25 protein-coding genes and 1 tRNA gene are annotated in these 26,118 nt (G+C 43.6%); 16 read left to right on the top strand and 10 right to left on the bottom strand.

Annotated features, from left to right (window positions below; translation table 11 throughout):
* The first annotated feature begins 45 nt into the window (after nt 1-45).
* From DEO27_RS00770 to DEO27_RS00760, 3 genes are all read left to right on the top strand, one after another.
* Nucleotides 46-1,587, top strand: coding sequence for a DHA2 family efflux MFS transporter permease subunit (locus tag DEO27_RS00770; protein WP_112572504.1), 1,542 nt, complete (start codon nt 46-48; stop codon nt 1,585-1,587).
* A 30-nt stretch (nt 1,588-1,617) separates the two neighbouring features.
* Entirely contained in the window at nt 1,618-2,220 is a 603-nt protein-coding gene (locus DEO27_RS00765) for a TetR/AcrR family transcriptional regulator (protein WP_112572506.1), read from the top strand.
* Between the two features lie 102 nt (nt 2,221-2,322).
* Entirely contained in the window at nt 2,323-2,712 is a 390-nt protein-coding gene (locus tag DEO27_RS00760) for a two-component system response regulator (protein ID WP_112572508.1), read from the top strand.
* A 77-nt stretch (nt 2,713-2,789) separates the two neighbouring features.
* Here DEO27_RS00760 and DEO27_RS00755 read toward each other — a convergent pair whose 3' ends face one another.
* Nucleotides 2,790-3,251, bottom strand: a complete 462-nt coding sequence (locus DEO27_RS00755; RefSeq protein ID WP_112572510.1) for a DUF4268 domain-containing protein — start codon at nt 3,249-3,251, stop codon at nt 2,790-2,792.
* A gap of 158 nt (nt 3,252-3,409) precedes the next feature.
* Between DEO27_RS00755 and DEO27_RS00750 the strand changes: the two genes are divergently transcribed.
* From DEO27_RS00750 to DEO27_RS00740, 3 genes are all read left to right on the top strand, one after another.
* Nucleotides 3,410-3,697 carry a DUF3892 domain-containing protein gene (locus tag DEO27_RS00750; RefSeq protein ID WP_112572512.1) on the top strand — a complete coding sequence of 96 codons (288 nt, stop codon included), beginning with the start codon at nt 3,410-3,412 and terminating at the stop codon, nt 3,695-3,697.
* Between the two features lie 176 nt (nt 3,698-3,873).
* Entirely contained in the window at nt 3,874-4,692 is an 819-nt protein-coding gene (locus tag DEO27_RS00745; protein WP_112572514.1) for an oxidoreductase, read from the top strand.
* A 29-nt stretch (nt 4,693-4,721) separates the two neighbouring features.
* A complete protein-coding gene (locus tag DEO27_RS00740; RefSeq protein WP_112572516.1) occupies nt 4,722-5,525 on the top strand; it encodes a helix-turn-helix domain-containing protein in 804 nt (267 codons plus the stop codon).
* Nucleotides 5,526-5,531: 6 nt separating this feature from the next.
* Here the strand turns inward: DEO27_RS00740 and DEO27_RS00735 are convergent, their stop codons facing one another.
* Entirely contained in the window at nt 5,532-5,888 is a 357-nt protein-coding gene (locus tag DEO27_RS00735; RefSeq protein WP_112572518.1) for a nuclear transport factor 2 family protein, read from the bottom strand.
* Between the two features lie 141 nt (nt 5,889-6,029).
* Here DEO27_RS00735 and DEO27_RS00730 point away from each other — a divergent pair, with 141 nt between their 5' ends.
* The 3 genes from DEO27_RS00730 (at nt 6,030) to DEO27_RS00720 (ending at nt 8,215) form a co-directional block, all read left to right on the top strand.
* A complete protein-coding gene (locus DEO27_RS00730; protein WP_112572520.1) occupies nt 6,030-6,521 on the top strand; it encodes a hypothetical protein in 492 nt (163 codons plus the stop codon).
* Between the two features lie 612 nt (nt 6,522-7,133).
* Nucleotides 7,134-7,706 carry a Crp/Fnr family transcriptional regulator gene (locus DEO27_RS00725; RefSeq protein WP_112572524.1) on the top strand — a complete coding sequence of 191 codons (573 nt, stop codon included), beginning with the start codon at nt 7,134-7,136 and terminating at the stop codon, nt 7,704-7,706.
* 71 nt (nt 7,707-7,777) lie between these two features.
* Nucleotides 7,778-8,215, top strand: coding sequence for a carboxymuconolactone decarboxylase family protein (locus tag DEO27_RS00720; RefSeq protein WP_112572526.1), 438 nt, complete (start codon nt 7,778-7,780; stop codon nt 8,213-8,215).
* Nucleotides 8,216-8,285: 70 nt separating this feature from the next.
* Here DEO27_RS00720 and DEO27_RS00715 read toward each other — a convergent pair whose 3' ends face one another.
* A complete protein-coding gene (locus DEO27_RS00715; RefSeq protein WP_112572528.1) occupies nt 8,286-8,576 on the bottom strand; it encodes a YciI family protein in 291 nt (96 codons plus the stop codon).
* A gap of 88 nt (nt 8,577-8,664) precedes the next feature.
* On the opposite strand from DEO27_RS00715, the gene DEO27_RS00710 reads away from it, so the two are divergent.
* Both DEO27_RS00710 and DEO27_RS00705 read left to right on the top strand, forming a co-directional pair.
* The gene (locus DEO27_RS00710; protein WP_112572530.1) at nt 8,665-9,165 is read left to right on the top strand and encodes a DUF3859 domain-containing protein; all 501 of its coding nucleotides are present in this window, start codon (nt 8,665-8,667) and stop codon (nt 9,163-9,165) included.
* A 79-nt stretch (nt 9,166-9,244) separates the two neighbouring features.
* Nucleotides 9,245-9,595 (top strand): nuclear transport factor 2 family protein, encoded by a 351-nt coding sequence (locus DEO27_RS00705; RefSeq protein ID WP_112572532.1) that lies wholly within the window; start codon nt 9,245-9,247, stop codon nt 9,593-9,595.
* 123 nt (nt 9,596-9,718) lie between these two features.
* Here the strand turns inward: DEO27_RS00705 and DEO27_RS00700 are convergent, their stop codons facing one another.
* A complete protein-coding gene (locus tag DEO27_RS00700; RefSeq protein ID WP_112572575.1) occupies nt 9,719-11,674 on the bottom strand; it encodes a sialate O-acetylesterase in 1,956 nt (651 codons plus the stop codon).
* Nucleotides 11,675-11,902: 228 nt separating this feature from the next.
* On the opposite strand from DEO27_RS00700, the gene DEO27_RS00695 reads away from it, so the two are divergent.
* A complete protein-coding gene (locus DEO27_RS00695; RefSeq protein ID WP_112572534.1) occupies nt 11,903-14,290 on the top strand; it encodes a TonB-dependent receptor in 2,388 nt (795 codons plus the stop codon).
* A gap of 58 nt (nt 14,291-14,348) precedes the next feature.
* Here DEO27_RS00695 and DEO27_RS00690 read toward each other — a convergent pair whose 3' ends face one another.
* Nucleotides 14,349-14,705: a winged helix-turn-helix transcriptional regulator gene (locus DEO27_RS00690; RefSeq protein ID WP_112572536.1), complete on the bottom strand. Its 357-nt coding sequence runs from the start codon at nt 14,703-14,705 to the stop codon at nt 14,349-14,351.
* A 97-nt stretch (nt 14,706-14,802) separates the two neighbouring features.
* Between DEO27_RS00690 and DEO27_RS00685 the strand changes: the two genes are divergently transcribed.
* Entirely contained in the window at nt 14,803-15,546 is a 744-nt protein-coding gene (locus tag DEO27_RS00685; RefSeq protein ID WP_112572538.1) for an SDR family NAD(P)-dependent oxidoreductase, read from the top strand.
* A gap of 77 nt (nt 15,547-15,623) precedes the next feature.
* Here DEO27_RS00685 and DEO27_RS00680 read toward each other — a convergent pair whose 3' ends face one another.
* Nucleotides 15,624-16,373 (bottom strand): hypothetical protein, encoded by a 750-nt coding sequence (locus tag DEO27_RS00680; protein WP_112572540.1) that lies wholly within the window; start codon nt 16,371-16,373, stop codon nt 15,624-15,626.
* Nucleotides 16,374-17,058: 685 nt separating this feature from the next.
* Here DEO27_RS00680 and katG point away from each other — a divergent pair.
* Nucleotides 17,059-19,332, top strand: a complete 2,274-nt coding sequence (gene katG / locus DEO27_RS00675; RefSeq protein WP_112572542.1) for a catalase/peroxidase HPI — start codon at nt 17,059-17,061, stop codon at nt 19,330-19,332.
* 57 nt (nt 19,333-19,389) lie between these two features.
* Here katG and DEO27_RS00670 read toward each other — a convergent pair whose 3' ends face one another.
* The 3 genes from DEO27_RS00670 to DEO27_RS00660 form a co-directional block, all read right to left on the bottom strand.
* Nucleotides 19,390-20,382 carry an amidohydrolase family protein gene (locus DEO27_RS00670; protein ID WP_223818119.1) on the bottom strand — a complete coding sequence of 331 codons (993 nt, stop codon included), beginning with the start codon at nt 20,380-20,382 and terminating at the stop codon, nt 19,390-19,392.
* 780 nt (nt 20,383-21,162) lie between these two features.
* A tRNA-Arg gene (locus tag DEO27_RS00665) sits at nt 21,163-21,234 on the bottom strand.
* An 88-nt stretch (nt 21,235-21,322) separates the two neighbouring features.
* On the bottom strand, nt 21,323-22,165 hold the full coding sequence (locus tag DEO27_RS00660) for a helix-turn-helix domain-containing protein (RefSeq protein ID WP_112572544.1): 843 nt from the start codon (nt 22,163-22,165) through the stop codon (nt 21,323-21,325).
* An 87-nt stretch (nt 22,166-22,252) separates the two neighbouring features.
* Between DEO27_RS00660 and DEO27_RS00655 the strand changes: the two genes are divergently transcribed.
* A complete protein-coding gene (locus DEO27_RS00655) occupies nt 22,253-22,648 on the top strand; it encodes a DoxX family protein (RefSeq protein ID WP_112572545.1) in 396 nt (131 codons plus the stop codon).
* A gap of 4 nt (nt 22,649-22,652) precedes the next feature.
* A complete protein-coding gene (locus DEO27_RS00650) occupies nt 22,653-23,597 on the top strand; it encodes a polysaccharide deacetylase family protein (RefSeq protein ID WP_112572547.1) in 945 nt (314 codons plus the stop codon).
* A 305-nt stretch (nt 23,598-23,902) separates the two neighbouring features.
* Here DEO27_RS00650 and DEO27_RS00645 read toward each other — a convergent pair whose 3' ends face one another.
* Complete coding sequence (locus DEO27_RS00645) at nt 23,903-26,116, bottom strand: alpha-galactosidase (RefSeq protein WP_223818118.1); 2,214 nt, start codon at nt 26,114-26,116, stop codon at nt 23,903-23,905.
* Nucleotides 26,117-26,118 lie beyond the last annotated feature (2 nt).

Here is a 26,118-nt window from a genome sequence, read left to right as displayed (position 1 = left end):
TTGGTATTTTTTTAGGACGATTATTAGTACATAATTCATACTCCAATGAAAAAAAGCATCCTTATCATAACCGTTATAGCCGCCGCTATCATGGAACTGATAGATACCTCAATAGTAAACGTAGCCCTATCGCACATGAGCGGTAACCTTGGCGCCACGCTTGAAGATACTTCCTGGGTTATTACGGCTTATGCCATAGCTAACATTATAGTAATACCCATGACCAGCTTTTTGACCACAAAACTCGGTCGCCGCAATTATTATATCGGCTCCATCATCGCGTTTACCTTCTTTTCGGCTATGTGCGGGCTGGCCTCAAATATCTGGACGCTGGTCGCCTTCCGCTTCTTGCAAGGCATTGGCGGCGGTGCATTGCTATCAGTATCGCAGGCCATTGTATTTGAGGTTTATGGTAAGGAGCGCGTAAGCATAGCCAGCGCGTTATTTGGTGTAGGCGTGTTTTTAGGCCCTACAATTGGCCCTACACTTGGTGGTTTTATCACCGAGCATTACACCTGGCCATGGATCTTTTACATTAACATCCCTATCGGTATCGCTGTAACCGTATCAAGCTTATTGCTGGTTACCGAACCTGAGATAAAAGCCAAAGTAAAAAGTGTAGATTGGTGGGGTATTCTCCTGCTGATCATAGGCATTGGATCGCTTCAAACTGTGCTGGAACGTGGTGAAACTGACGATTGGTTTTCTGCCAATTACATTATCGTTTTAACTATTGTAGCTGTTATCTCGTTAAGCACATTTATCTGGTGGGAATTGACAACCCCTAACCCGGTTATTGATTTGCGTGTATTGCGAAGTAAATCTCTGGCAGTTGCCGCCATCCTTACATTTGTGACCGGCTTTGGGTTATTTACATCCGTATTCCTTACACCGGTACTTGCACAAAGGGTGTTACTATTTCCGCCTACCATTACCGGCCTTATTTTATTACCGGGCGCGGTGCTGGCCATTGTGGGTTTGTTGTTTTCAGCAACGCTGCTGAAGAAGGGCGTATCACCGCTGGTTATTATCACCGCGGGCTTCGTTATCTTCATCTCATTTACCTGGCAAATGTCGCACATGAATCTGGAGGCATCCCCCGGCGACCTTGTTGGCCCGCTTATTTATAGGGCTATGGGTATCGCGTTATTAACCGTTCCGCTTACCGCTTTGGCTGTATCCGGTCTTGAACCTAAAGATATTCCACAGGGTACAGCCCTTAATAATATGATGAGGCAGTTAGGCGGATCCTTCGGTATAGCGGTTATCAATACTTACGTAGCCCAACGTTTCGGGTTGCACCGCAGTGACTTGTTGCAGAACATCAATATCTTTAACGATCAAACTACGGCAAGGATAGCCAAGTTAACTAATTATTTCAGCAGCCGGGGTTTCTCATCGTTCGACGCGCATAACAAGGCCATAGCAGTTATCGACAGCACCATCAACAGGCAATCATCACTGCTAAGCTACCTGGATGCTTACCTGTTTTCTGGCCTGGTATTCTTACTGGCTATGCCGCTCCTGTTCCTGGTTATCAGCCGTAAAAAACAAAACAGACCTGTTGTTATTGTTAGTGATCACTAAAAACTAAATACCAGTTGGTATATTTGTATTATGGAAAACGAATTGTCAAAAGCCGAGCGTACGCGTCAGTTCATAATTGAGCGTACTTCACCTGTATTTAATAAAAAGGGGTACGCGGGCACTTCTCTTTCTGACCTTACCGAGGCTACCGGCCTTACCAAAGGCAGCATTTACGGCAACTTTAAAAACAAGGAAGAAGTAGCTGCCGAAGTATTTGAATATAACTCGGGCAAGGTGCGTAAACAGATCCAGGAGCGCATTCAACGGGCTACCAGCTATCATGATAAGCTATTGGTTTACGCCCAGGTATATCACAGTTTTACCCGGGGTGATTTTATCCCCGGCGGCTGCCCTATCCTGAACACCGCTGTTGATGCCGATGACACTAATCCGCTGTTAAAAGATAAAGCTGCCAAAGCGGTAATCCGCTGGAAAACCGGCATCGAAAACCTTATTAAAGGAGGTATTGAAGCCGGCGAACTAAAACCGGACATTAATATTACAGAGACAGCTTTAAGCATGATTGCAATGATCGAGGGCGGAATTATGATCTCGAAAGTAACTGATTCCCCTGCAAATCTTGATATAGTTTTGACATCTGTTCATAGTATGGTAGACAGCCTGAAGCTGTAATTTTATAGCCTCAGGTTGTGACTTGATTGTTACAATAATTGGACATAACTTTGAAAACAAAAGAAACGTTCCCAGCGTTGTCTCCTTTACCAATTATTATTTATGTCAAAAAAAATTTTGATCCTTGATGATAGCGAGGATATTTTGGAAGTGATGAAAGATGCTCTTGAAATGGAGCACTACGAAGTTGAGGTATTGAATTATACTGATGACATATGCAAGGCGGCCCTATCAGCCAATGCCGATCTTGTAATTTTGGACTACATTTTATTCGGTATTAATGGTGGCGAACTTTGCCACATGCTCAAAACAACCCCGGCTACAGCGCACATTCCGGTGGTGATGGTATCAGCCTACCCGCGCGTACTCGAATCATTAGGTAATTACGGTTCCGACGCTTTTATTGCCAAGCCCTTTAACATCAGCGATATTATTGACACTGTAAATCACTGCTTTTTAGGAGCCGGTGATGACGTGGCACACGTAGCGTAAGATTTTTCCGCTTGAGAATTATAAACTTACGAAGTTTTAAAAACTTCGTAAGTTTTCACTTTATCCAGCCTTAAAGTTTACTTAAACAATTCAAAACTATATTGCGCTACACTCCAGAATTCATCAAGCGCGATGATCCTTGGTTTAAAAAACGAGATAAGCGCGGGCCAGTCTTCCTGTTTAAATACACTTACATCGGGTAATCTTTTAATGATCCGGCTTACAGTTTTGTTATACTCGTCGATAGTATGCAATTGCCAGTCCCATTCTTCATCAAGCTGAGCGTTGAGTACATTCTTTAATTCCATAAATTGATCGAACATCAATTGCTGAATGTCGGCATCAGGATGGCTCATTTCAATAGCTATAAAAGCCGATTTTTTATCAGCTTCCATTTTAAAGTACAGGTGCTTGATACCTGTTTTATAGTTCACCCAGTTAGTGCGCAGACCATCTGCCGAAAGCTGGGGTTTGAGATACTGCCCGAACGCTGTCCAAAACGCCTGTTTTAATTGAGTTGCCTGTTCTTTTGAATACAAATTTGCTGGAATTAATAAGCGGCAAAAGTAAGGGTTTTAAAATTAAACGGTGTAATTGTCATCTTAGGATAGCTTAAATGTGTTTATACTGATAATCTCCGCAGATTAGTGTGATCTTATTTAATAAAGCATATCTTTAGCCATACCTCTTTATACTTATGGCAAGCTATCAGGTAAACTGCATCGATAAACCCAAGGCATCAAGCCCGATTGAACAGATCACCCACATTGGTTATTATGAATCGTTAGACAGGCCAAGGGTAGTGATTTCTGTCGCCGAGGCCATAGCCCGGATTGAAGACAATAATCAGGCCTTTTACGTAAGTACCGAACGGGGCAAAACCTATCTCACCGTAGTAAAACCTGAAGACGGCGGCAAAAAACACCTTAAATCATTAGCCGACAGGGCGGGTGTTGACAACCTGCTGACGTTGGAAGAAGTTTAATCAATCGTAAAAAATAAACCTTTCGCCTTTAACCTTTTCCCTTTCGCCTAAAAAATTGAGCTCCACACCAAAGCAAATTTGAGCCACACACCAAACCTGCCCCCTTGTTTTAATCCGACCTTTGTTTTGCTGTAAGGCTAATGCCATACAGCAAATAAAATATCAAAATTGAAACAATGGAAAAGAAAGTAATATTGGTAACCGGCGCCTCGGCCGGTATGGGGAAAGCATTTGCCGAAGAACTATTGAAAGATGGACATACAGTATATGGTGCCGCCCGCCGGGTTGAAAAAATGGAAGACATCAGCAAGCTTGGCGTAAAGATACTGGCCATGGATGTAACCAAGGAAACCGAAATGATAGATGGCATTGAAACCATTATAAAAGCCGAAGGCCGGATAGATGTACTCATTAATAATGCGGGTTTTGGCTCGTATGGAGCTATTGAAGACGTGCCGTTGAGCGATGCCCGGTATCAGCTCGAAGTAAATGTTTTCGGGGCTGCTCGCTTAATCCAGTTGGTGTTGCCCTACATGCGTGATCAGCGTTCGGGTACTATCATCAATATTTCAAGTATTGGCGGCAAATTTGCCGCGCCGCTGGGCGGCTGGTACCATTCAAGCAAATTTGCGCTGGAAGCAATGAGTGACAGTTTGCGCAACGAGGTAAAGCAATTTGGCATCAACGTAGTGGTTATTGAACCGGGGGGCATTAAATCTGAATGGAGTGGCATAGCGGCGGATAACCTGCTTAAAGTTTCTGGCAGGGGAGCATACGCTTCTATAGCAAATAAGTTCGCAAACATGTTAACCCAAACCGTTGAGGCCAAAATTCCCGGCCCAATGGTAATAGTGAACTTGGTACGCAAAGCCATCACCAGTAAAAAACCCAAAACCCGCTACCATGGCGGCTATATGGCTTCCTTGCTGCTTTTTTTACGCAAGCTGCTATCTGACCGTGCTTTCGACGGGCTCATCACCAGCCAGATGAAATAAGTTTGATTTATATTAGCGTTAAGCAAAACATGGAAGATAAAAGCCATATCCAGTTCAATAACCTGCTTTACTCCTGTACCGAGCAAAGGGAACGCGGCAACGAGCAGTTTGTACCCGAACACGCGTTTGGGTACATCATATCGGGCGAAGTACATTCGCTTAGCAATAATGAAAAACAGGTTTTTAAACAGGGAATGATTGGCCTGGTACGCCGCAATCAACTGGTAAAATCAGTAAAAGTTCCAGCGCCGGGCGGCGATTTTAAATCGATCAATATATTTCTGGAGCAGGGATTTTTACGTCGTTATGCAGCCGAAAACAAGTTCCCGCCAGTTGGCCATTATACCGGTGAACCTTTAATTGAACTGACTAATGATCCCTTTATAAAAGGCTATTTTGATTCGCTGCTGCCCTATTTCACCTATGGGGCGCAGCTTAACGCGCAACTGGCCGAGCTCAAAACCCGTGAGGCAATTGAGCTATTGTTAAGAGCGAAACCCGAACTAAAAAACTTTCTGTTCGATTTCAGCGAACCGCATAAAATAGACCTGGAAGCCTACATGAACCGGCATTATATGTATAACGTGCCAACTGCCCAGTTTGCCCGCCTCACAGGCCGCAGCCTCGCGGGCTTTAAGCGCGATTTTGAAAAAATCTTTAAAATCCCGCCGGGCCAGTGGCTGCAGCAAAAGCGCCTGAACGAAGCTTATTTCCTTATCCGTGAAAAAGGGCGCAAACCATCGGATGTTTACCTTGATGTCGGGTTCGAAAACCTGTCGCACTTTTCATATTCTTTCAAGAAAACCTTCGGCGTAGCGCCATCAACTATATGATGGTGCTTATTCTTTTTTATCAACTATATACGAGCTAAGCTTTTTTACTTTATCATTTTCCAGCTCATAAAAATCGGCATAGTACATAGCCATTTCTTCCCCGTTTTTGCCTTTACATTGAACAAGTCCGTCAACTGCGGCGATATTACCATCAACCACGATATGATCTTTAGTTGATGAAACCATTTTTATATCTTCCATTCCGCCGAAAAACTTATAAACCGAATCCTTGCCGTTCATAACAGTTACAGATGATCCTCTCATAGTCCATTCTACATCATCTGCAAAAAAGCTTAAGATCTTCTCCACGTCGTTATTGTCAAAAGCGTCCAGAACCTGCAATACAATTTCCTTAGTTGTCATGATAGTTTTGATTTTGTTTAGGATAAAGTTAGGGAGGATACTTCCGGGATAAGAGGGGCAAAAACGACATTATCGGGGCGGTTTGTGACCATTTCCCAATTTATTATTTAAATTGCTGCAATTAAATACCAGCCATATCACATGATTAGCAAACAAGTACAAAACCAAAGCCCGGCGGCCATCGTAAAAACCCTCCCAATAATACACATGGCCCTTGTAGCGGGCCAGACATTATTTGTAGCAGTCACATTTATCATCCCTAAAAACCCGGTAAAAAGCGCAGGCAATGATATGCTAATCTATATAGCACCTATATTAGCTGTAACCTGTTTTATCGCGGGCCATTTCCTGTTCCTGAAATTATTGGGTAATATCAAAAGCGATAGTACCTTGAAGGATAAACTTATGGCCTATCAATCTGCAACTATTGTCAGGCTGGCCTTACTTGAAGGCCCTTCATTATTTAGCATTGTAGGCTTTTTATTAACCGGTAATATGATTTTTTTGGGCATAACAGGCGCCATCATAGCCTACTTTATTTACCTGCGCCCAACAAGGCAAAAAATTGAAGATGATTTGAGTTTAAATTATGAAGAAAAGGCAGAATTAGACGGCACAGGTAAAGTTTACTGACGATAACCCATGAAATCGAAATTCAAATTTTGGCCTAAATTCTTTTTGCTGATCTGCCTGTTTTTGTGGTGTCTTATAATTGTTTATGCTTTCATTAATTTCGATGTTCTTTTTGCCCACGACGCGCCCATTCATTTCCTATCATTTCCTTTTATCATTCTTAACAGCGCCGTAATTAGTTTGATTGGGAATCAATTAAATCATAAAACACCCAAAATCATTATTAATGATAACACGATAACCAAAGTCCCCAACTTTGGTCTTGGCTTCACGAAAACTTATCAAATAAATACCATTGACGGATTCTTGACCTATACCACATCTGATAAGAATAATGCTAATGAATATCTATACTTGATAGCCGGCAACGAAAGAATACTAAAATTGTCAACCTACTACTACCAAAATTACCGGGAATTAAAATCTTCAATAATTCAGTATCCAGTCAAAAATTTGGGGAATGAACATTGGAGCATATGGAAACATCTTTTTTCATGATCTATTTGATCTTAGGCGTAGATAGCATTTATGTTCAATAGTATACTTACAAACACAAATTCATTAATTGAATCCAATTTCTGAGATTTGTGCCAACTAATTTGCGCCTGATCTATGTATCCCGAACTCATCAACCATATTAAACGATACATTCAACTATCCCCGGCTGATGAGGAAATCATTTGCCAGCATTTTGAACTGAAGAAATTTAAAAAGAAAGAAATTATTCTGGAGCCGGGCAAACTTTGCGCGGGCAACTATTTCGTGATCAAAGGCCTGGTACGGCAATATTTTGTTAACAATAAACTTAACGAGCAAATTATCCAGTTTGGTTTGGAAAGCTGGTGGATTGCCGACCAGGACAGCCTGCTTAACCATCAACCGGCTACCACCTATATTCAAACTATCGAGGCTTCAGAATTATTGCTGCTTAGCGAAAAGAACCGTGTAGCACTATTCGGAGCTGTGCCGCAAATGGAGAGTTATTTCCGGGTAATGATGCAAAAAGCCTTTGTAGCATCGCAAAGGCGCATCGGTTATATTTTTAATCAGAACGACGAAGAGCGCTATCGACACTTCACCGGCCTTTTTCCGGGCTTTGTACAACGGGTACCTCAGTATATGCTGGCCTCCTATTTAGGCTTCACCCCTCAGTTTTTAAGCAGGATCAGGGCCAAAAAAATCTGATTTTCTTAAACTCAGTTCATTTTTTGAGGGCATGTTTATCCCCAACTTTGTATCAACAAAAAGAAAAAAACATGAACCGCTTAAAAATCAACACCGCCGAACCAGCCGGATACAGGGCCATGATAGCCCTTGAAAAATACATTGAAAGCACCGAGTTAACTACCCGTCATAAAGACCTGATCAAGATTCGTGCTTCACAAATTAATGGCTGTGCCTTTTGTGTGGATATGCACACTACCGACGCCCGCAAAGCAGGTGAAACCGAACGCAGAATTTACAATATCAGCGTTTGGCATGAAGCTCCTTTCTTTGACGAACAGGAACGCGCTATCCTGGCTTTAACTGAAGAAGTAACCCTGATCACCGGCCGCGTATCTGACGAAACTTATAAAAAAGCAGCCGAACTATTTGACGAAAAATATTTAGCACAGGTAATTATGGCTATCATCACCATTAACGCCTGGAACCGCATTGGTGTAACTACCCAACTGCAGCCACCGCTTAATTAATTTTTTTAATTTTGTTGTTTTGATTTTAGGCCGCGCGGGTAATACCGGGCGGCTTTGTTATTAGCCTAAACTAAGCCTGCGTCAAGGCCATCATCAATGCAACCTCATAAGTCCCCAGCGCATTGGCCGGGTCATTGGCGATGATTTCCTGCACTTGTGTTTCATCATCAACAACCACAATGCCCAAACCGTAAACACCTTTAGGGTCGAAAACGGGGCCGAAGATAAGTACCAGCCCTTCCTTCATCTTTCCTTTCAGGTATTCAGAATGCGCCTGCATGATAAGCCGCTCATCATCGGTCATGTCATTAGGAAACGTTGGGCGCTTACCGGTTAGCTTGATTACGTAATGCTTTTTCATCCTAATAAATTTAAGCTATTTTTTTAATGCTTTATATGATAATGAAAGGGGCAATTATTACTTTAGCAAAACCATAAATCTTTACACAATGATCAAACCTTTATCACTTGGCGTAATCGCCTTCTTGCTGCTTATCAACCTACGTACAAACGCCCAGCAAACGGTAGTACATACATTTGAAATTGCCGAAATAAGCTATGGCATTTATACATCAAAAACAGTAGCCAAAGAACCCATGGCCGGTTCGCCTACAGGTTACCATAACGTGACCGACACCTCAGTACTGGTAAAAAGAACGCAAAGGATCCCGGCTAAATTGGGCATCCAATTTGGTGCCGAATACAAGGTATCGGCCGATGGGAATAGCACTGTTCCTGTCGAGGTTGAATGGGTACTTCCGGCAGTGTATGATCCTGCCAAAGGCACCACCAATACAAGCCTAAAATATCCCCTGGCCATCCCAGCAAACATGGTGAATAACAGCAGTTACACGCTCGAAAAAAAATCGGAGGTTTTAAAAGGTAATTGGGTATTAAATATCTACCATGATAGCAAAATAGTATACAGCAAAAAATTTGTGCTGTATTAAAAACTTCCGGTAAAGGCAGCGCTTAGGAATAATTATTGATAGTTATAAAACAATCACATTGTAACTAAAATATATTCCTATGGCGACAGAAGCAAATGCACCCCATGGCAGCGCTAACGATATAGTACTGCAATTTATAAAAGCATTAAATGAAGAAGATTTTGCGGCAGCCCGAGGTTACACCGCCGGCGACCTGAAATTTGTAGGCGTACTTGGCGAACGCGATGGCGCGGAAGCCTATTTCACCGATATGCGTAAGATGAAGTTAAAATATGATATCAAACGCGTATTCAGCGATGGCGATGACGTTTGCATCTTTTACGATATAGATATGGGCCGCACAACCATATTCAGCTGCGGCTGGTACCACGTATTTGAAGGCAAAATAAATTCCATCAGGGTGATATTTGATCCGAGGCCGTTGTTGTAGCTCCATTATATGATAACAACCGTCATTGCGAGGTACGAAGCAATCCCCTATAAGCAGCTCCGCCCTGTATAGTTTAGGATTGCTTCGTACCTCGCAATGACGGTCGTTTAAATACTATGCTTTTTACTTCCCCTCCCAATTATCTGTACGGAAAGGCGAAGCAGGCAATCCTACCCCGTTGTATAAAGTACTCACCGGGTTGTTGGCCCAGGCATAGCGTACCGCTACCGGGCTTTTAACATCGGGACTGCTCACAATAACCTTGTTGCCTTTTATTACTGCTGTAGCCCAATGAAATTTCATATCCTCACCTGCTATGGCAAATCCCTGCATGCTGTCGCCGCCCTGGGCTTTTAAGCCTCCATCAGTAAAGTTGAAGCTTAACTCAATTTTATCGCCGTCAATTTTTTGCGATTTATACATCGGTCCTGAATAAGGCTGCGATTTGTGATAGGTTTTATCCAGGGCCACCAGTGCCAGTCTCCGGCCTACTTCCTGTTTATTTTTAGGGTGGATATTATCGGCTTCGCCAAGGTCTACCGCTACGGCCATGCCTGTATTTGGTAATTCAAGCGTTTGGGTCTGCGCCTCTCTTAACTCGGCCCACCCCGAACGGACAGGTTCGGTATCACGTTTCTGCCAGTTGGCCAGCTGTACAAAGTAAAAAGGAAAATCACCTTCGTTCCAGATGCTGCGCCAGCCTTTTATCATCCCTTCAAACAGATCTTTATATTGGGCTGGCCGGCCGGTATTGGCCTCGCCCTGGTACCAGATAGCACCGCGGATTGCCATCGGTGTAAGCGGATTGATCATGGCATTGTATAATACTGCAAGCCTGTTAGGGTTATTTGCAACCGGTACAGGCGGCAGGCTTTTCATATTAAAACCTACTTTATAATCCCAATTGCCGGCCAAACTAATTTTTTCTCCCGAAGCCGAGATCAATTGCATATCGTCAACACCATAAAGGCCACCACCGCCGCCACTGTCAAAAACGCGCACGGTAATCACTGTTTCACCGGCTTTTACTTTTGAACCGGGAATAGTGTAATTGCGAGATTGTAAGTAACCTTCTGTAGCGCCTATTTTTTCACCGTTGATCCAGGTTATGTCGTTATCATCAATCTTACCAAGGTTAACTTTAACATCTTGTCCGGCCCAAGTTGCCGGGATAGTGATCTTTTTCCGGAACCAAACTACGCCGTCAAAATCGCCCAATACGCTTTTTTCAAAAAACTGGGGCAATGCCATGGTTCTCCATCCTGTTGTATCAGGGTTAAAAGCGTTGTTATTGGTATAGCCCCAATCTGCCGCCGTAGCCTGTTGGTTCCAGGCGTCCAGTTTTTGTGCAAAAGTTTGCTGACTTTCGGTTTTGGCTGTTTCCTGCTGTTGTTTGATTTGCTGACTAAATACGGGATTACCGGTTAATGTATTTTCATCGCTCCATGCTTCAATCATGGTACCACCCCAATTGGTGCTGACCACGCCAATCGGAATATTTGCCTGCTTGTTGATTTCCCGCGCAAAAAAGTAAGCTACCGATGAAAACTCGCCAATAGTTTGAGGCGAACATACCATCCAGCCGTTGTTAGCTATTTTAGCTTCGGTTTGCGGTATCAGGCTGTTAGCTTGCGATACCTGCAATAAGCGTATTTGGGGATAATTGGCATTGGCGATCTCTTCCTTGTAATTATTCACCTGGCCCCAACCGGCTACAGGCATTTCCATGTTCGACTGGCCTGAGCAGATCCACACTTCGCCTATCAATACATTATTTAAAACAACGGGATCTCTGCCATCGGCAATGGTAACCTTATACGGCCCACCGTATGATGGTGTTTTAATCTTCAGCTTCCAGTTACCATCGGCATCGGCTACCGCTGTGTAGGTTTTATTATTCCAGGATGAGGTAACAGTTACGGTTTTACCGGCATCGGCCTTACCCCATACGCGGGCCATTGTTTTTTGCTGTAAAACCATGTTATCGCTAAAAACTCCCGGCATTACTACTTTGGCAAATACACCAGTGTTAAGCAACAAGCCCCCGATTATTACAGGTAAACACTTTTTCAGGTTCATTAAATTTTGATTTAAGATTACAGGTTTATTGATTGATTTGATTGGCCTTAAAGTTAAGTGCTGTAACTGACAAATTAAAAAACGTTTTAGCAACATTTTACAAACAATTATTTCTATAAGGCCGACAAAAGCAACACATCCTATCAAATTTCATTTTATTTAGACTTAATATAAATAAGCGACTATATTTGCCGGCGTTTAAGTTACACTAACTCATATTGACTATTGATGAAACCCTTATTCTCCATCATCCTCGCATTTCTATTTATAACACCACTTGCTTTAAAGGCCCAAACAACGGGCAATATCACAGGTAAAGTAACCCTGGTAGATGGCCGGCCACTGGCATCGGGCTCAGTTTCCATCACCGAACTCGCCAAAACCACCCTTACCGACGAAAATGGTAATTACTCCTTTAACAACATTGCCGAAGGTAATTATACCATCAAGGTACAGGTGCTGGGCGCAGCCGAAAAAGATATCCCGGTAAAAGTTACCGCAGGGCAAACCGTTACGGTTAATTATCAACTTCCGAAAGAGAACGTTCAGGCCCTGCAGGAGGTAACCATAACTACCAACACCAACAAGTTTTCAAAAAAAGAGAGTGTTTATATCGCCCGTCTTCCTTTAAAAAATCTGGAAAACCCGCAGGTTTACAACTCAGTTTCTAAAGAGCTGATCCAGGAGCAGGTTGCGGTTGATCTGGGTAGTATCTCTAAAAACGTACCGGGTGCAGGTATCCCGATGATAGCCAATCAGGGCAGGGTTACTTTCCGTTCGCGCGGATTTGAAACCGAGCCTAACGCTCGTAACGGTGTTGCAGGCGCGGCATTTTCTTTTATCGATCCGGTAAACCTGGAACGTATTGAGGCCATCAAGGGGCCATCTGCTACATTATTTGGTACCAGTATCTCCAGCAGCTACGGCGGCTTATACAACCGTGTTACTAAAAAACCCTACAACGGCTTTGGCGGCGAAGTAGCCTACTACGGCGGCAGCTGGAATTTTAACCGTATTGCATGGGATGTAAATACCCCGGTTAATGCCGATAAAACAGCGTTATTCCGTTTAAACGGTGCTACTTCCTTTCAAAAAAGTTTCCAGGATCTTGGTTTTACCAATACTATAAGCCTTGCACCAAGCTTTTCATACCAAATAACCGACAGGCTTTCCTTATTGCTCGATATTGAATTTGGTCAGGCTAAAGCAACATCAGTAGTACGTTTTAACCCTTATGTTGGCAACAAAACCCCTGTAGCACCAAAATCAATTGCAGATATTGATTTCCCATACAATAAAACCTTCCTGAGCAATGATCTGGCTTATTCAACCCAGATGATCAACATTTTTGCTCAGCTTAACTATAAGATTTCCGAAAAATGGACCTCACAAACCATTATTTCACGTGCACGTTCAACCATAAACGGTTACATTACCGCGCTTAACGGTAAATCGGCAACTACCATGAGTCCGCAGGTTATTGCAGGTAATACATCGTTCATAGCTACGGACCTGCAACAAAATTTTATTGGTGATTTCAAGATCGGCAACCACCGCAACCGCGTAGTGGCCGGATTGGATTATTACAACAACTCCAACAGCTTTGACAGGGTAACGGTTAACCTGCCGGCAATTGATTTTATCAACGTTCCGTCAAGCTACCGTGTTAGCCGTTTCAAAATCGACTCGCTGACCAGCAAAGGAACATTAAGAAAAGAAAACAATGGCGACAATACTTACGCCGCCTACATATCGGACGTATTTAACGTTACCGATCAATTATTGGTGATGGCCAGCTTACGTGCCGATCGTTATCAGTATGGTGGTGTTTACAATATCGCTACAGGCGTAACAGCCGGTGGTCTTGGCGCCAATGGCGTTCAAACTGGTCCTTACGGACAAACTGCTTTCTCGCCTAAATTAGGAGTAGTTTATGAACTGTTTAAAGATAAGCTATCCTTATTTGGTAACTACATGAACGGCTTTTTTAACAAAAGCGGCGTGTTTAAAGATGGCAGTGCCTTTAAACCTGAACACGCTAACCAGCTTGAGTTTGGTGTAAAAGGCGATGTGCTTGACCACAGATTAACCGGTACCATCAGTTACTACGATATTGAAGTGAAAGATATCATCAGGCCTGATCCGGCAGACCCAGTAAACTATTCGGTACAGGATGGTAACCAACGCAGCCGTGGCGTTGAGGTTGACCTTACAGCCAACCCATTCGCCGGCCTTAACATCGTGGCAGGTTATGCGTATAATGACAGCAAGGTAACCAAAGGCGACTCAACAACTCAGGGCCTGCGCCCGGGCTTATCGGGTTCGCCGCATACCGTGAACTTTTGGGTTAGCTATCGCATCCCTACAGGCAACCTGAGGGGCTTAGGTGCAGGTTTTGGAGGTAACTACGGTAATGCTTCGTACCAAACCAATACCACCCTTACCAAAATCATTATCCCTTCTTATACCCTGCTTGATGCAACGCTGTTTTATGATCAGCCAAAATACCGCATCAGCTTTAAGGTTGATAACCTGACCAGTGAAAAAGCATGGTCGGTGAGGTTAACGCCACAGGCACCTGCCCGGTTTATAGGCAGTATGAGCCTTAAATTTTAATAACAGAACACCTTAAGCAAAACAAAGGCCGGAAGATTAAACTTCAGGCCTTTGTTTTTTATCTGTCGGCAATAATTACTTCTCGATGCTTCTTTCCCCAATCGGCAAGGTCATGAATAATACCTTGTAACGTCCAACCATATTCGGTTAAATTATACTGAACGGTGACAGGCTGAGAATCCAAAACAGTACGCTTGATCAGCTTATTCTGTTCCAGCTCCTTCAGTTCTTTGCTGAGCATTTTGTTTGATATGCCATCCACATCATTCAAAATATCAGAAAACCTCCTCTGGTTATAATAGCAAATTGATGATATAATGGAGATTTTCCATTTCCCGCTCAATACGTCCATCGCGTCATGGATGGCCATAATCTCCTTTTTGTGCCCTGCAATACATGCGTTGATGTCTGTCATAAGTTACCTGGTTACTCAAAAGTTACTGTTACTTTTAGTTACAAAGTAACGAAAATAAATCAATCTACCCTAAGTTTGCATCATAAACAAATTAAAAATGAACTTCAAAGACAAAAACGTAGTTATAACCGGTGGCAGTACCGGAATTGGCCTGGCAAGCGCACAGGCATTTATTAAGGCCGGCGCAAACGTATGGATCACCAGCAGAAGTGCCGCCAACCTGCAAAAAGCTGCCGAAGCCATCAACAGCCCAAAACTAAAAACCATAGTTTCCGACACATCAAACCTGGAAGGGATAGCAATTTTAGAGAAAGCTGTAGCAGAAAGCGGTAACAAACTGGACGTGCTTTTCCTTAACGCCGGTATAGCCATATTCACACCGATTGAACAAGCCACCGAGGCTGATTTTGACGCGCAATTTAATACCAATGTTAAAGGTTATTTCTTTACGCTTCAAAAGTTGATTCCGTATTTGGCAGATGGCTCGGCGGTAATATTCACATCCTCTACCGTTGCGACAGCTTCAAACGTAGGCACCAGTGTATATTCTGCCACCAAAGGCGCTGTCAATAAAATTGCCCAGATCGCGGCAAATGAATTAGCAGCCAGAAAAATCCGTGTAAACATTCTTAGCCCCGGGCCAATCCAAACACCCGGATTAGAATATGCTATACCTGCCGAAGCTAAACCACATTTGGCAGCCGCCACAGCCCTGCAACGTATAGGTGATGCTGAAGAGGTTGCCAGCACCGTATTGTTCCTCGCATCGGATGCAGCAAGTTTTATTACCGGAACTGAGATCGTAGTTGACGGCGGTTACCTCACTTACGGCTTAAAGTAAACCAGAGAGGCAATCTTGTAAAACCATTGAGGCCGGAAGAAATTCCGGCCTCAATGGTTTTCTTTTTATATAATCGCTTATTGTTTAACTGTAATTGCTGATGCCTCAACCTGCAGGCAGTAATTACAGCGATGGCGTACCGCTTTATAAGCTACGCCTTTGTAGTTTCCGGGAGATGGATCTTCCCAATCTTCCCTGATAATATATAAACCAGGCATGGTCGGTTTAAAAAAGGCTTCCCCTTCTTCATTGGTAATTAGCTCCTTTTCCCAGTTTTCCGGATTAAAAACCCTTAGCGATGTTTTTGGTTCGGCAATACGGCCATCTTTAAACGCTTTAACCGATATCAATCCCTTTTTGCCGGTTCCAACAATGATATCCAATTGCTGGGCCGGGGTTGAATTCATATTTCCGTTACCCACTACATAGGCGGAGCACAAATAATCAATAGGCCTGATATTTTTACCCCCGGTTTTGGAGCGGTCAACAACCTCATGGGTATCGTTTATGCCCAGGATACGGTAAACGCCGTTATGTGAGGGCGTAAACGCCGCCTCCCAGCAATCGGCTTTTTTAAGCATAGGTAGTGCTGTTTTGTTGCCGTTTTCATCCTGAAGCGATATCTCAAAATCGCCGGCGCGGTCAAGCTCAATTCCTGTGTCACGGTGCCGGATACTAAACTCATCAATATTGCCGTAGCAAACCTGGATATATGCGGTTTCGTTCAATTTACCTGAACCTTTAATCTCCATCCAATAAGCGCTCGCGTTACCGGCAAAAGGCATAAATATAAAAAGCAGAATAACCCTGAATACAGATAGTTTCATGGCGCCAAATTAGCAATTATAAACGGGCGTCAAGCCATACCGTTGAAGTACTACACACTAAAAAAGATTGGTATTGATAACTTGTTTGGAAGGAATAAAATCGGAAATACAACCATCCGAAGAAGAAAACAAACAATGTGCTATCCCTGGCTAACACATTGCTTTTTAACTAAAACTGTATTTTACAATGAAAATACCCATTAAAGAACTATCGGGAATATCGTTACGGGCAACACATGTTTGTCCGGTATATTCTTAATTAAATCTTTCAGCAAAAACATCACTAAACCAATTAACAGACATAGCTGTTAACATCTCTATATTTTCAATAAGACGACTTTGATCGGGTTATCGTTGCAGGATGGGATATTTTTTTCAACACTGAATAAGATTAAGGTTATTGCAAAACTAAACAATTCGTTAACAAAAAGATTAAAAATTGATTAGAAAAGTGTTTTTTACCTATTAATTAAGGTAAAATAAAAGTTACTTGCCATCTTTTGCCTTAGATAGATTGCATTTCTCCTTCCATTTTAATGATTTCGCGTCATTTAATCCTGTTATAGTTTTTAGCTATCAGCTTATAGAATTAATTGATTGTGATTGTTGAAGTTAACATCATAATTTTATAAAACTTAATACCTGACCAAGGGGTTAAGCAGCAGATTCAATATATAAACACATTATGGAAAACGGATCAAATGACATCAGTAAATGCCCGTTTCACAACGGCACTATGAAAAACAATGCTGGCGGTGGCGGTACACGCAACCATAACTGGTGGCCTAACCAGTTAAAGCTTAACATCCTGCGCCAGCACTCTTCGCTGTCAAACCCGATGGAAGAAGATTTTAACTATGCTGAAGCCTTTAAAAGCCTCGACCTTGAGGCTGTAAAAAAAGACCTTCACGCGCTCATGACCGATTCGCAGGATTGGTGGCCTGCCGATTTTGGTCACTACGGAGGCCTGTTCATCCGCATGGCCTGGCACAGCGCCGGAACTTACCGTGTGGGCGATGGGCGTGGTGGTGCAGGTGCGGGTTTACAACGCTTTGCGCCGCTTAACAGCTGGCCCGACAATGTGAGCCTTGATAAAGCCCGCAGGTTACTTTGGCCTATCAAACAAAAATATGGCCGTAAAATTTCATGGGCCGATTTGATGATCCTTACCGGTAATATCGCGCTTGAATCAATGGGCTTTAAAACCTTTGGATTTGCCGGTGGCCGCGAAGATGCCTGGGAAGCCGACGAATCTGTTTACTGGGGTGCCGAAACTACCTGGCTGGGCGGCGATATTCGCTACGCTCATGGCTCGCATGGCGTACAGGAAGGTCATGGCGTACTGGTATCTGATGATGACGCCGATGGCGATATTCACTCACGGAACCTCGAGAAACCACTTGCCGCTGTACAAATGGGCCTGATATATGTAAACCCTGAAGGTCCGGACGGCAACCCAGACCCGGTTATGGCGGCTAAAGATATCCGCGATACCTTCGGCCGTATGGCTATGAACGATGAGGAAACCGTTGCGCTAATAGCTGGAGGCCATACCTTTGGTAAAACCCATGGCGCGGCATCTGCAGATAATGTAGGTAAGGAGCCTGAAGCGTCTGATCTTGAACTGCAGGGCTTCGGTTGGAAAAACGGCTACGGATCCGGTAAAGGTGCCGATACCATTACAAGCGGTCTGGAAGTTATCTGGACTACAACCCCAACCAAATGGAGCAATAACTTTTTTGAAAACCTTTTTGGCTACGAATGGGAATTAACCAAAAGTCCGGCCGGCGCGCACCAATGGGTGGCAAAAAACGCGGAAGCTATTATCCCTGATGCTTATGATGCTTCGAAAAAACACCTGCCAACCATGCTCACTACCGACCTTGCCTTAAGGTTTGATCCCGCTTACGAAAAAGTATCAAGAAACTTCCTGGAAAATCCGGATGCTTTTGCCGATGCCTTTGCACGTGCATGGTTTAAACTAACCCACCGTGATATGGGCCCAAGGGTACGTTACCTGGGTGCCGACGTACCGGAAGAAGTACTGCTTTGGCAGGATCCAATCCCGGCTGCCGATTACGCGCCGATAGTTGAAAGTGATGTGGCCACCTTAAAAGGAAAGATCCTGGCATCGGGCTTAAGCGTATCTGAACTGGTTTCAACAGCATGGGCTTCGGCTTCCACTTTCCGCGGTACTGATAAACGCGGTGGTGCTAATGGTGCACGTATCCGCCTTGCTCCGCAAAGATACTGGCAGGCAAACAACCCTGTACAGCTGCAAAAAGTGCTGAATGTATTGGAAGGCATCCAAAAAGACTTTAACGGAGCCCAGACTGCTGGCAAAAAAGTTTCACTGGCAGATTTGATCGTACTGGCCGGAACAGCGGCTGTCGAAAAAGCAGCCAAGGATGGAGGTCACAATGTTACCGTTCCATTCACTCCGGGCCGTACCGACGCATCGCAGGAAGAAACCGATGTGGAATCATTTGGTTACCTGGAACCTGCGGCCGATGGTTTCCGTAACTACCGCAAAACAAAGTACCCGGTTTCTACCGAGGAATTACTGATTGACAAAGCACATTTGCTTACACTTACTGCTCCTGAGTTAACCGCGTTATTGGGTGGCCTGCGGGTATTGAACATTAACCATGACGGATCGAAACATGGCGTGTTTACCGCTCACGAAGGTGTACTTAGTAACGATTTCTTTGTGAACCTGCTTGATATGGGTACAGCATGGAAAGCTACATCTGAAAGTAAGGAACTTTACGAAGGCAGTGACCGTGAAACAGGTGCAGCCAAATGGACTGCAACCCGTGCCGACCTGGTATTTGGCTCCAACGCCGAATTAAGGGCCATTGCCGAAGTTTACGGCAGCGCTGACGGAAAAGATAAATTTATTAAAGACTTCGTAGCCGTTTGGACCAAGGTCATGAACCTTGACAGGTTTGATCTGTAATCTTATAAAAGCAATAATGAAAACGCCTCAGGTCGGATGATCTGAGGCGTTTCTGTTTTATTTATACTTATCAGGATCGAGCCTGAAAAATCTTACAGCATTATTGAAGAGAATGTCCCGTTTTTGATCATACGACAAATAATCGGCGTTTTCTATTACACTCAGTGATGTCTCAACCAATTTCGGCCATATCAGCATATCGGTGCCATACATGATCCGTTTTCCGAAACCTGCCTGCACCAATCTTTTCAGGTAAGTATTCACCTCAACTTGCGAATAACTCCAGATTAAGCCTGCTATATCCACATAAACATAGGCGTTAGCACCCATCAGCGCTATCATATTATCAACCATTGGGTATCCGGCATGCATTACCCATACTTTGAGTTTAGGATGGCGTGCCAAAAGGTCTTCCAGTAATAGCGGATCCCCTTTTGAAGCCCTGTATTTAGGCGATGTAAGGTTAGCCATGCCGTTGCCGCCAGTACCCATGTGGATGCCTACAGGGATATTATTTTTTTCGGCGGCGGCAAAGTACGCATCGAGTGACATATCACTTGGCGAAAGCCCCTGGTATTGCGGCGCCACCTCTCCCATCACTTTATAAAAACCGGATGAAAGCGAATCGGTAAACGCCATTACAGTCATATCGTTTGGCGAGCTTACACCGATGCCGGGAATAATACGGTCACCGGCCACTTTTTTCCAGTTGCGGATAATACCGGCATCGCCATAAACCACCATAGTCATGTTGAGGCGTTTCATGGTAGCCATGAGCGAGTCCTGCATTTCCTTATCAGAACGCGCGGGCTGCAGCGGGATGGCGCAACCAGTAGTTAAAAATGAGGGCGGTGCCGAATTGGGATCGCTACCGGGCATACCCCTCAAAAACCATGGGCATAAGGGTGCCATGCCGGGCGATACCTTCATGGCATGAACGTGAACATCAATAATGGGTAAGGGCGCGCTTTTTTTAGGGGCAGTCACTGTCTGGGCGTACAAAAAAGCGGGAAAAAGCGCACAGGCGGTTAACAAAGTAAATTTTCTCATAAAAAGCTTTGGGTTAATTGGTTATGGCTTACCCTCTAAATTTAAATAAAAGCAAATCAATTTACAATCGATTACCTAAATCAGTTTAGTGAGATTTTTGATTAAAAAAATTAACCAAAGGGCTTATGCTGCAACGTCCAATTAGGTCGTCTGCGGGTTTAAATTAGTCCAAAATCACCTACTTAGACTTTAATACGAGGCACCTACGGAGCCAAAAAACATGCTTTCTAAAAGCTATAAACACATAGCCCCGCTGGGGCAGTAGTTCACATTTGCTTTTGCTGTAAATACATAACAGGATTATCTCAAAATCTGTAAACCCATTTCAGTACAAGACATTTTCAACTCCGTAGGAGTATCATCGTGTTTATAGTCAAAAAACAGGGAGATTAAGGCTCCGTAGGTGCCTCGTAATCGCAAATGTGTTTCCCGAGGCGTGTTTTAGATTTTGTGGATTTATACTTGTTTTCAATACCCATGCAATAAACTTTATATTTGACTATGAACAAAGCGCGTCGACAAGAATTAAAGATGTTGTGGTTTAAAAAGAGATTGAAAAATTATAGCATCAATCCAAACTTACCAGGTAATACCAATGTTTTTAGAACCACAGGTAAACCATGTTCATGTTATTTGTGCAGCATGAGGTCGTATAAAGAAACCGGTGAAAAGAAAAGGCAGTTTTATGCTATTCGAAGCGAAATAAAAGAGATCTGGAGTTAAAAAACTTGTTCTTGATAAAAAAAGCCCTTGCTAACTAAAACAAGGGCTTTTTGTCTGTGCTCCCGACGAGATTCGAACTCATATCGATGGTACCGGAAACCATAATTCTATCCATTGAACTACGGAAGCAGATAGGGGCAAAGATATAAAATTGATTTAAACCAAAAGCATTGTTTAATACATTCTCTTCCTGTCGGGTTTCTTGCAGAATAGAGTATCATCCTTTCACCTCCGCGTATCTTTTCCTAAACGCCGTTGGGTTTTCACCTTTGTACTTTTTAAAGATCCGGTTGAGGTGGCTTTCATCGGTAAAACCAAATTCGTAGGCTATTTCGCTCATTCGTTTATCGGTGTATTGCAGGCGGGTTTCTATCAGTTTGAGTTTATAGCTGGTGATGTATTGCTGCAAACTTTCACCCGTGGTTTTCTTAAAGTATTCGCTGATATAGTTTGGCGAAAAGTTAAACGACAAGGCCATACATTCGGCCTTTAAGCGCTCGGGCTGGTAAATATACTCATGGATGTAATTAAGCAGCGGCAGCGTAGTTGTTGATGGTTGTTTAACAATATTGGCGTGTTGCTGCAGGGTAATGTTGCGGGCGGCAATGGTAATAATGGTATTCATCAATTGCTCCACCACCTCATTATGCTGCGGAAACTCGTTTGATGTTTCCCGTTGTAAAGCTTCAATCAGGGCCCTCACCAGTGGTTTATCGGTAACGGTTTTCAAAATGCAACCCGGCAAATGGTTGTGGTTATGAAAAATGTATTCCATTTTTTTAACCCACTTTTCGCTTTGTGTTTTCAGGTAGCTATCGGTAAAGCGGATAAAGTAAAACCGAGTTAGCTCATGCACTTCAAAGCCGTGCTGATCTTCCGGAAAAATCAGAAAAAACTTATTAGATGAATAAGGTAATTCGTGCCCGTTAATGATCTGGATCCCTTTCCCTTCCAACGTAAAAACCATTTCAAAAAATGTATTGCGGTGCGGCTTGGCCGTGTACTGGTTGGTTTCAAGCAGTTCCAACTCATACGGGCGGTAAAGGTTTTTGATCTCCATACCTGTAAAGTTACATATGATACCCTGAAATGTACAACGCCAGGGGCCTGATAATGCGGAACTTTGACATATCAAAACAAAACGAAAATGAACACTACATCTTTTTTACTTTTAAGACTGGCCATCGGAGCCAGTATGTTTGGTCACGGATTGGTTCGCTTACCTAAACTTCATGGTTTCAGCAACTGGATGGTTGGCACTTTTGAAAAATCAATGCTGCCCAAAGCTATGGTAACACCATTCAGCTACCTGCTTCCCATCGCCGAATTTACTATTGGTTTATTACTGATATCAGGCTTATTTACCAAACCTGCTTTAATTGGCGGTGGCCTGGTAATGATCATCTTAATATTTGGCAGCTGTATGATTGAGAACTGGGAGATCCTGCCCTCACAACTGATCCACGCTGCTTTTTTTGCTGTATTACTTCAGTTTGCAGCAAATAACACTTATTCATTAGATAAACTTTTCTTCAATAAATAAAATCATGAGCTCAAGAAGAGAATTTATGAAACAAGGCGGCCTACTGGGTTTGGCTGGTCTTGTAGGCAGTAATTTGGTATCTGCTAAAGAACACCAGGCTGCCAATAACGTTAACACCTCAAAATGGGTCGATGGCTCAAGACTGGTGGTTTCTGTATCCATGCAGTTTGAAGCGGGGGGGCAGCCGGATAACGCCGAAAGCCCATTTCCTCAAAATATGCAAAAAGGCTATATCGATCTGCCGGGTGCAACCTGGTTTCAGTATGGTTATAAAGAAGGTATTCCCCGCATGCTGGACAATTGGGATAAACTGGGCGTAAAAGTAACATCGCACATGGTTGGTTCGGCAGTGCTGAAAAACCCGACCCTGGCTAAAGAAATTGTTGATCGCGGGCATGAGGCGGCCGCGCATGGTATGAATTGGGCTACACAATATACCATGCCTTACGAGCAGGAAAAACAATTTATAAAAGATGGCGCCGACGCCATCAAAAAAGTAACCGGTTTTACCCCCGTGGGCTACAATGCCAACTGGCTGCGCCGCGGCGAAAACACGCTGAAAATATTACAGGAGCTTGGTTTTGTATACCATATTGACGACCTGAGCCGCGACGAACCATTTATCATCCCCGTAAATCAAAAGGATTTTGTGGTGGTGCCGTATACCCTGCGCAACAATGATATTGTACTTATTGAAGGAAAAAACTTCTCTGTTGATCAGTTCCTGAACCAGGTAAAAATGGAGTTTGACCAGCTTTATGCCGAAGCTGAGTTTAAACGCCGCCAAATGTCTATCAGCTTCCATGATCGTATTGGAGGCACCCCACAAATGGTTAAAGCCGCCAACGACCTGATTAAATACATACAGCAACATAAAGGCGTAAGCTTTAAACGCAAAGATGAGATCGCAAAAATGGCTTTGGAGGATAAAACAACGATAAGGGAGTAATAGTAAAAATTGGGGATAGCATATGAATGGTAACTCCCTCCCATGGGAGGGGTGTGTTGGGATTGAGCGAAGGCAGGGAGGGGTTTATACGCCTTTGCAACGATTGGGCTTCTCGCTGAAACCCCTCCCTACACCCTCCCAAGGGAGGGAATCGCGCAGCCCCCTAAACGAAAATCCGCTACCTATCTTTCCGTGGCTATTCCTTTTGAGAAAGGATTTTTGAAAAACCTTTATTCAGCATTATACCAAACAAGAAAGGCTACCTGATAAGGCAGCCTTTACTCGTTTAATAAAAATTATTTCAATCAGATTGCCTCCAACTGTAATACCACACTGGTGTGGTAAGTACTGGTTTCCGGGTTGATACCTACGTTCATCAGGAAATCGCCGGTAAAGGTTAAATCCTCATTACCTAATACCGAACCTGTGCCCGGGTAAAGGTTAATCTCTTTTACACGGTATTTTTTGTTAGGATCGAGGCCTTTTAAACGTACCGGAACTTTGGTGCCCGAACCATAACGGTTATTTACCAGGTAATTGAACATAACCGCTTTTGATTTATCAGTATTTACGTACATGATAGATGCGGCATCGTTATCCCATGGCGAAGCTAAACGGTACTGATCGCCATGCCAGATCGCATCTTTCAGACCATCGTAGTTTTTAAGGGCCGACTGGCAGAAGCTCAGATCATTTTCGCTTAGCTTGCCGATAACAATATCAAAGCCCATTTTACCCATCATAGCCACATCCACACGGTATTTAATAGGCTGCTTGCCCCAATCGGTTACGTGGTTTGAGCTGGTGATTGCCGGGTAAAAGAACGAATACTCCCACTGAATAAATACGCGCTCCAACGGATCGGTATTATCACTTGGCCAGTACTCGGTAAAGTATTGCAATGCTCCATAATCCACACGACCGCCGCCGCCTGAGCAAAGCATCAAAGGCACTTTAGGATACTTAGCACGAACACGTTTCAATACATTGTACAAGCCGTTCACATAGTCAACATAAATATGCGACTGGTCTTTTTTCAAATAAGCCGAGTAAGCATTATAGATAACCGCGTTACAATCCCATTTGATATAAGCCAGATCAGGATTTTTGGTGAACAGGCCATCAACCACGCCAAATACAAAATCCTGTACTTTAGGGTTGGCCAGGTCAAGCACCAACTGGTTCCTGAAATATTTTTCAGGGCGGTTTGGTTGTTTAATCACCCAATCAGGATGAGCTTTGTACAAATCGCTGGCCGGGTTTACCATCTCCGGCTCAATCCAGATGCCGAATTTAACGCCGTTAGCCTGCGCTTCTTTTACCAATGAGCTGATTCCGTTTGGCAGCTTTTGTTTATTCTCCTGCCAATCGCCTAAACCAGCATTATCGCCGTTACGCGGGTGGCTGTTACCAAACCAGCCATCGTCCAATAAAAACAGGTCGACGCCTAATTTTTTCGTATCCTTTAACAAACCGGCAAGTTTGCTCTCGTTAAAATCAAAATAGGTAGACTCCCAGTTGTTCAACAGCGTAAGTCTTGAGCCGTTACCATCAACAATTTTGTACTGGCGTGCCCAGCTTTGCAGTTTACGACTGGCATCGCCTTTACCATGATCTGAGTAGGTGTATAAAAACGCCGGTGTAGTGAATTCAACACCCGGTTTTAAATGATACTCGGAAGCAGCGTTGTTAATGCCCGCGATGATTTTCAGGTTATTGGCTACATCAAGCTCAAAATCAACCCTGAAATTGCCCGACCATTCCATAGCGCCATAAAGCACTTTGCCTTCGTCTTCGGTAGCAGGCTTATCCATCGATATCGCGAACATGGAATGCTCGTACAGGTTGGCACGGGTACCCAATTTGCTGTCGATAGTTTTAATACCGTGGGTTAAACGGGCCTCTTCCGGCTGAACTTCCATAGCCCAGTTGCCATGATATTGTTTAAGCCAGAAACCACCGGTGGTATTACCTTTCAGGTTTAAATTAGCCGATGCATATTTGTTAAGCGTAACAACGCCTTTTTCGTTGTGCTTAATAACCGACCATTGTTCGGTCACATCTTCTTTAAAGTATGTTTTGTAGTATAGTTTTACCTCAAAGTCATAAGCAGGATCTTTCAGGGTAACAACCAATAAAGAAACGTTATCATCAATCTTGCTAACCGTGTGGCTCACATAAGCCAGGTTCAATGACTTATTGCCATCGGCATGGGTAACTGTAATAGCAGGCTCGCCCAAACTTGCCGATCCTGATGGTGTATAAACATCATTCTGCACACCCGAATCATCTGCTTGTTTATACATTTTACGGATGCTGCTGTACTCGGCCGCGTTAGCAAGCTTTGCACCCAGGTACACCATGTTCAGGTGTTTCTCGGCATCGGTTTGTAATACCAGCGCGTTGTGCTGGGTTTCAACAGGAATGGTTACATCCTGTGCTGCCGCCCTTCCGGCCAACAGCATTGAGCATGCGAAAAGCAGGCCCAGCGGTAAAGTTTTTCTTTGAGTAGTTCTCACGT

This window comes from Mucilaginibacter rubeus, assembly GCF_003286415.2.
GTDB lineage: Bacteria > Bacteroidota > Bacteroidia > Sphingobacteriales > Sphingobacteriaceae > Mucilaginibacter > Mucilaginibacter rubeus_A.
Note: the sequence above shows the minus strand (reverse complement) of the source record. Positions and strands in the feature narration are given on the sequence as shown.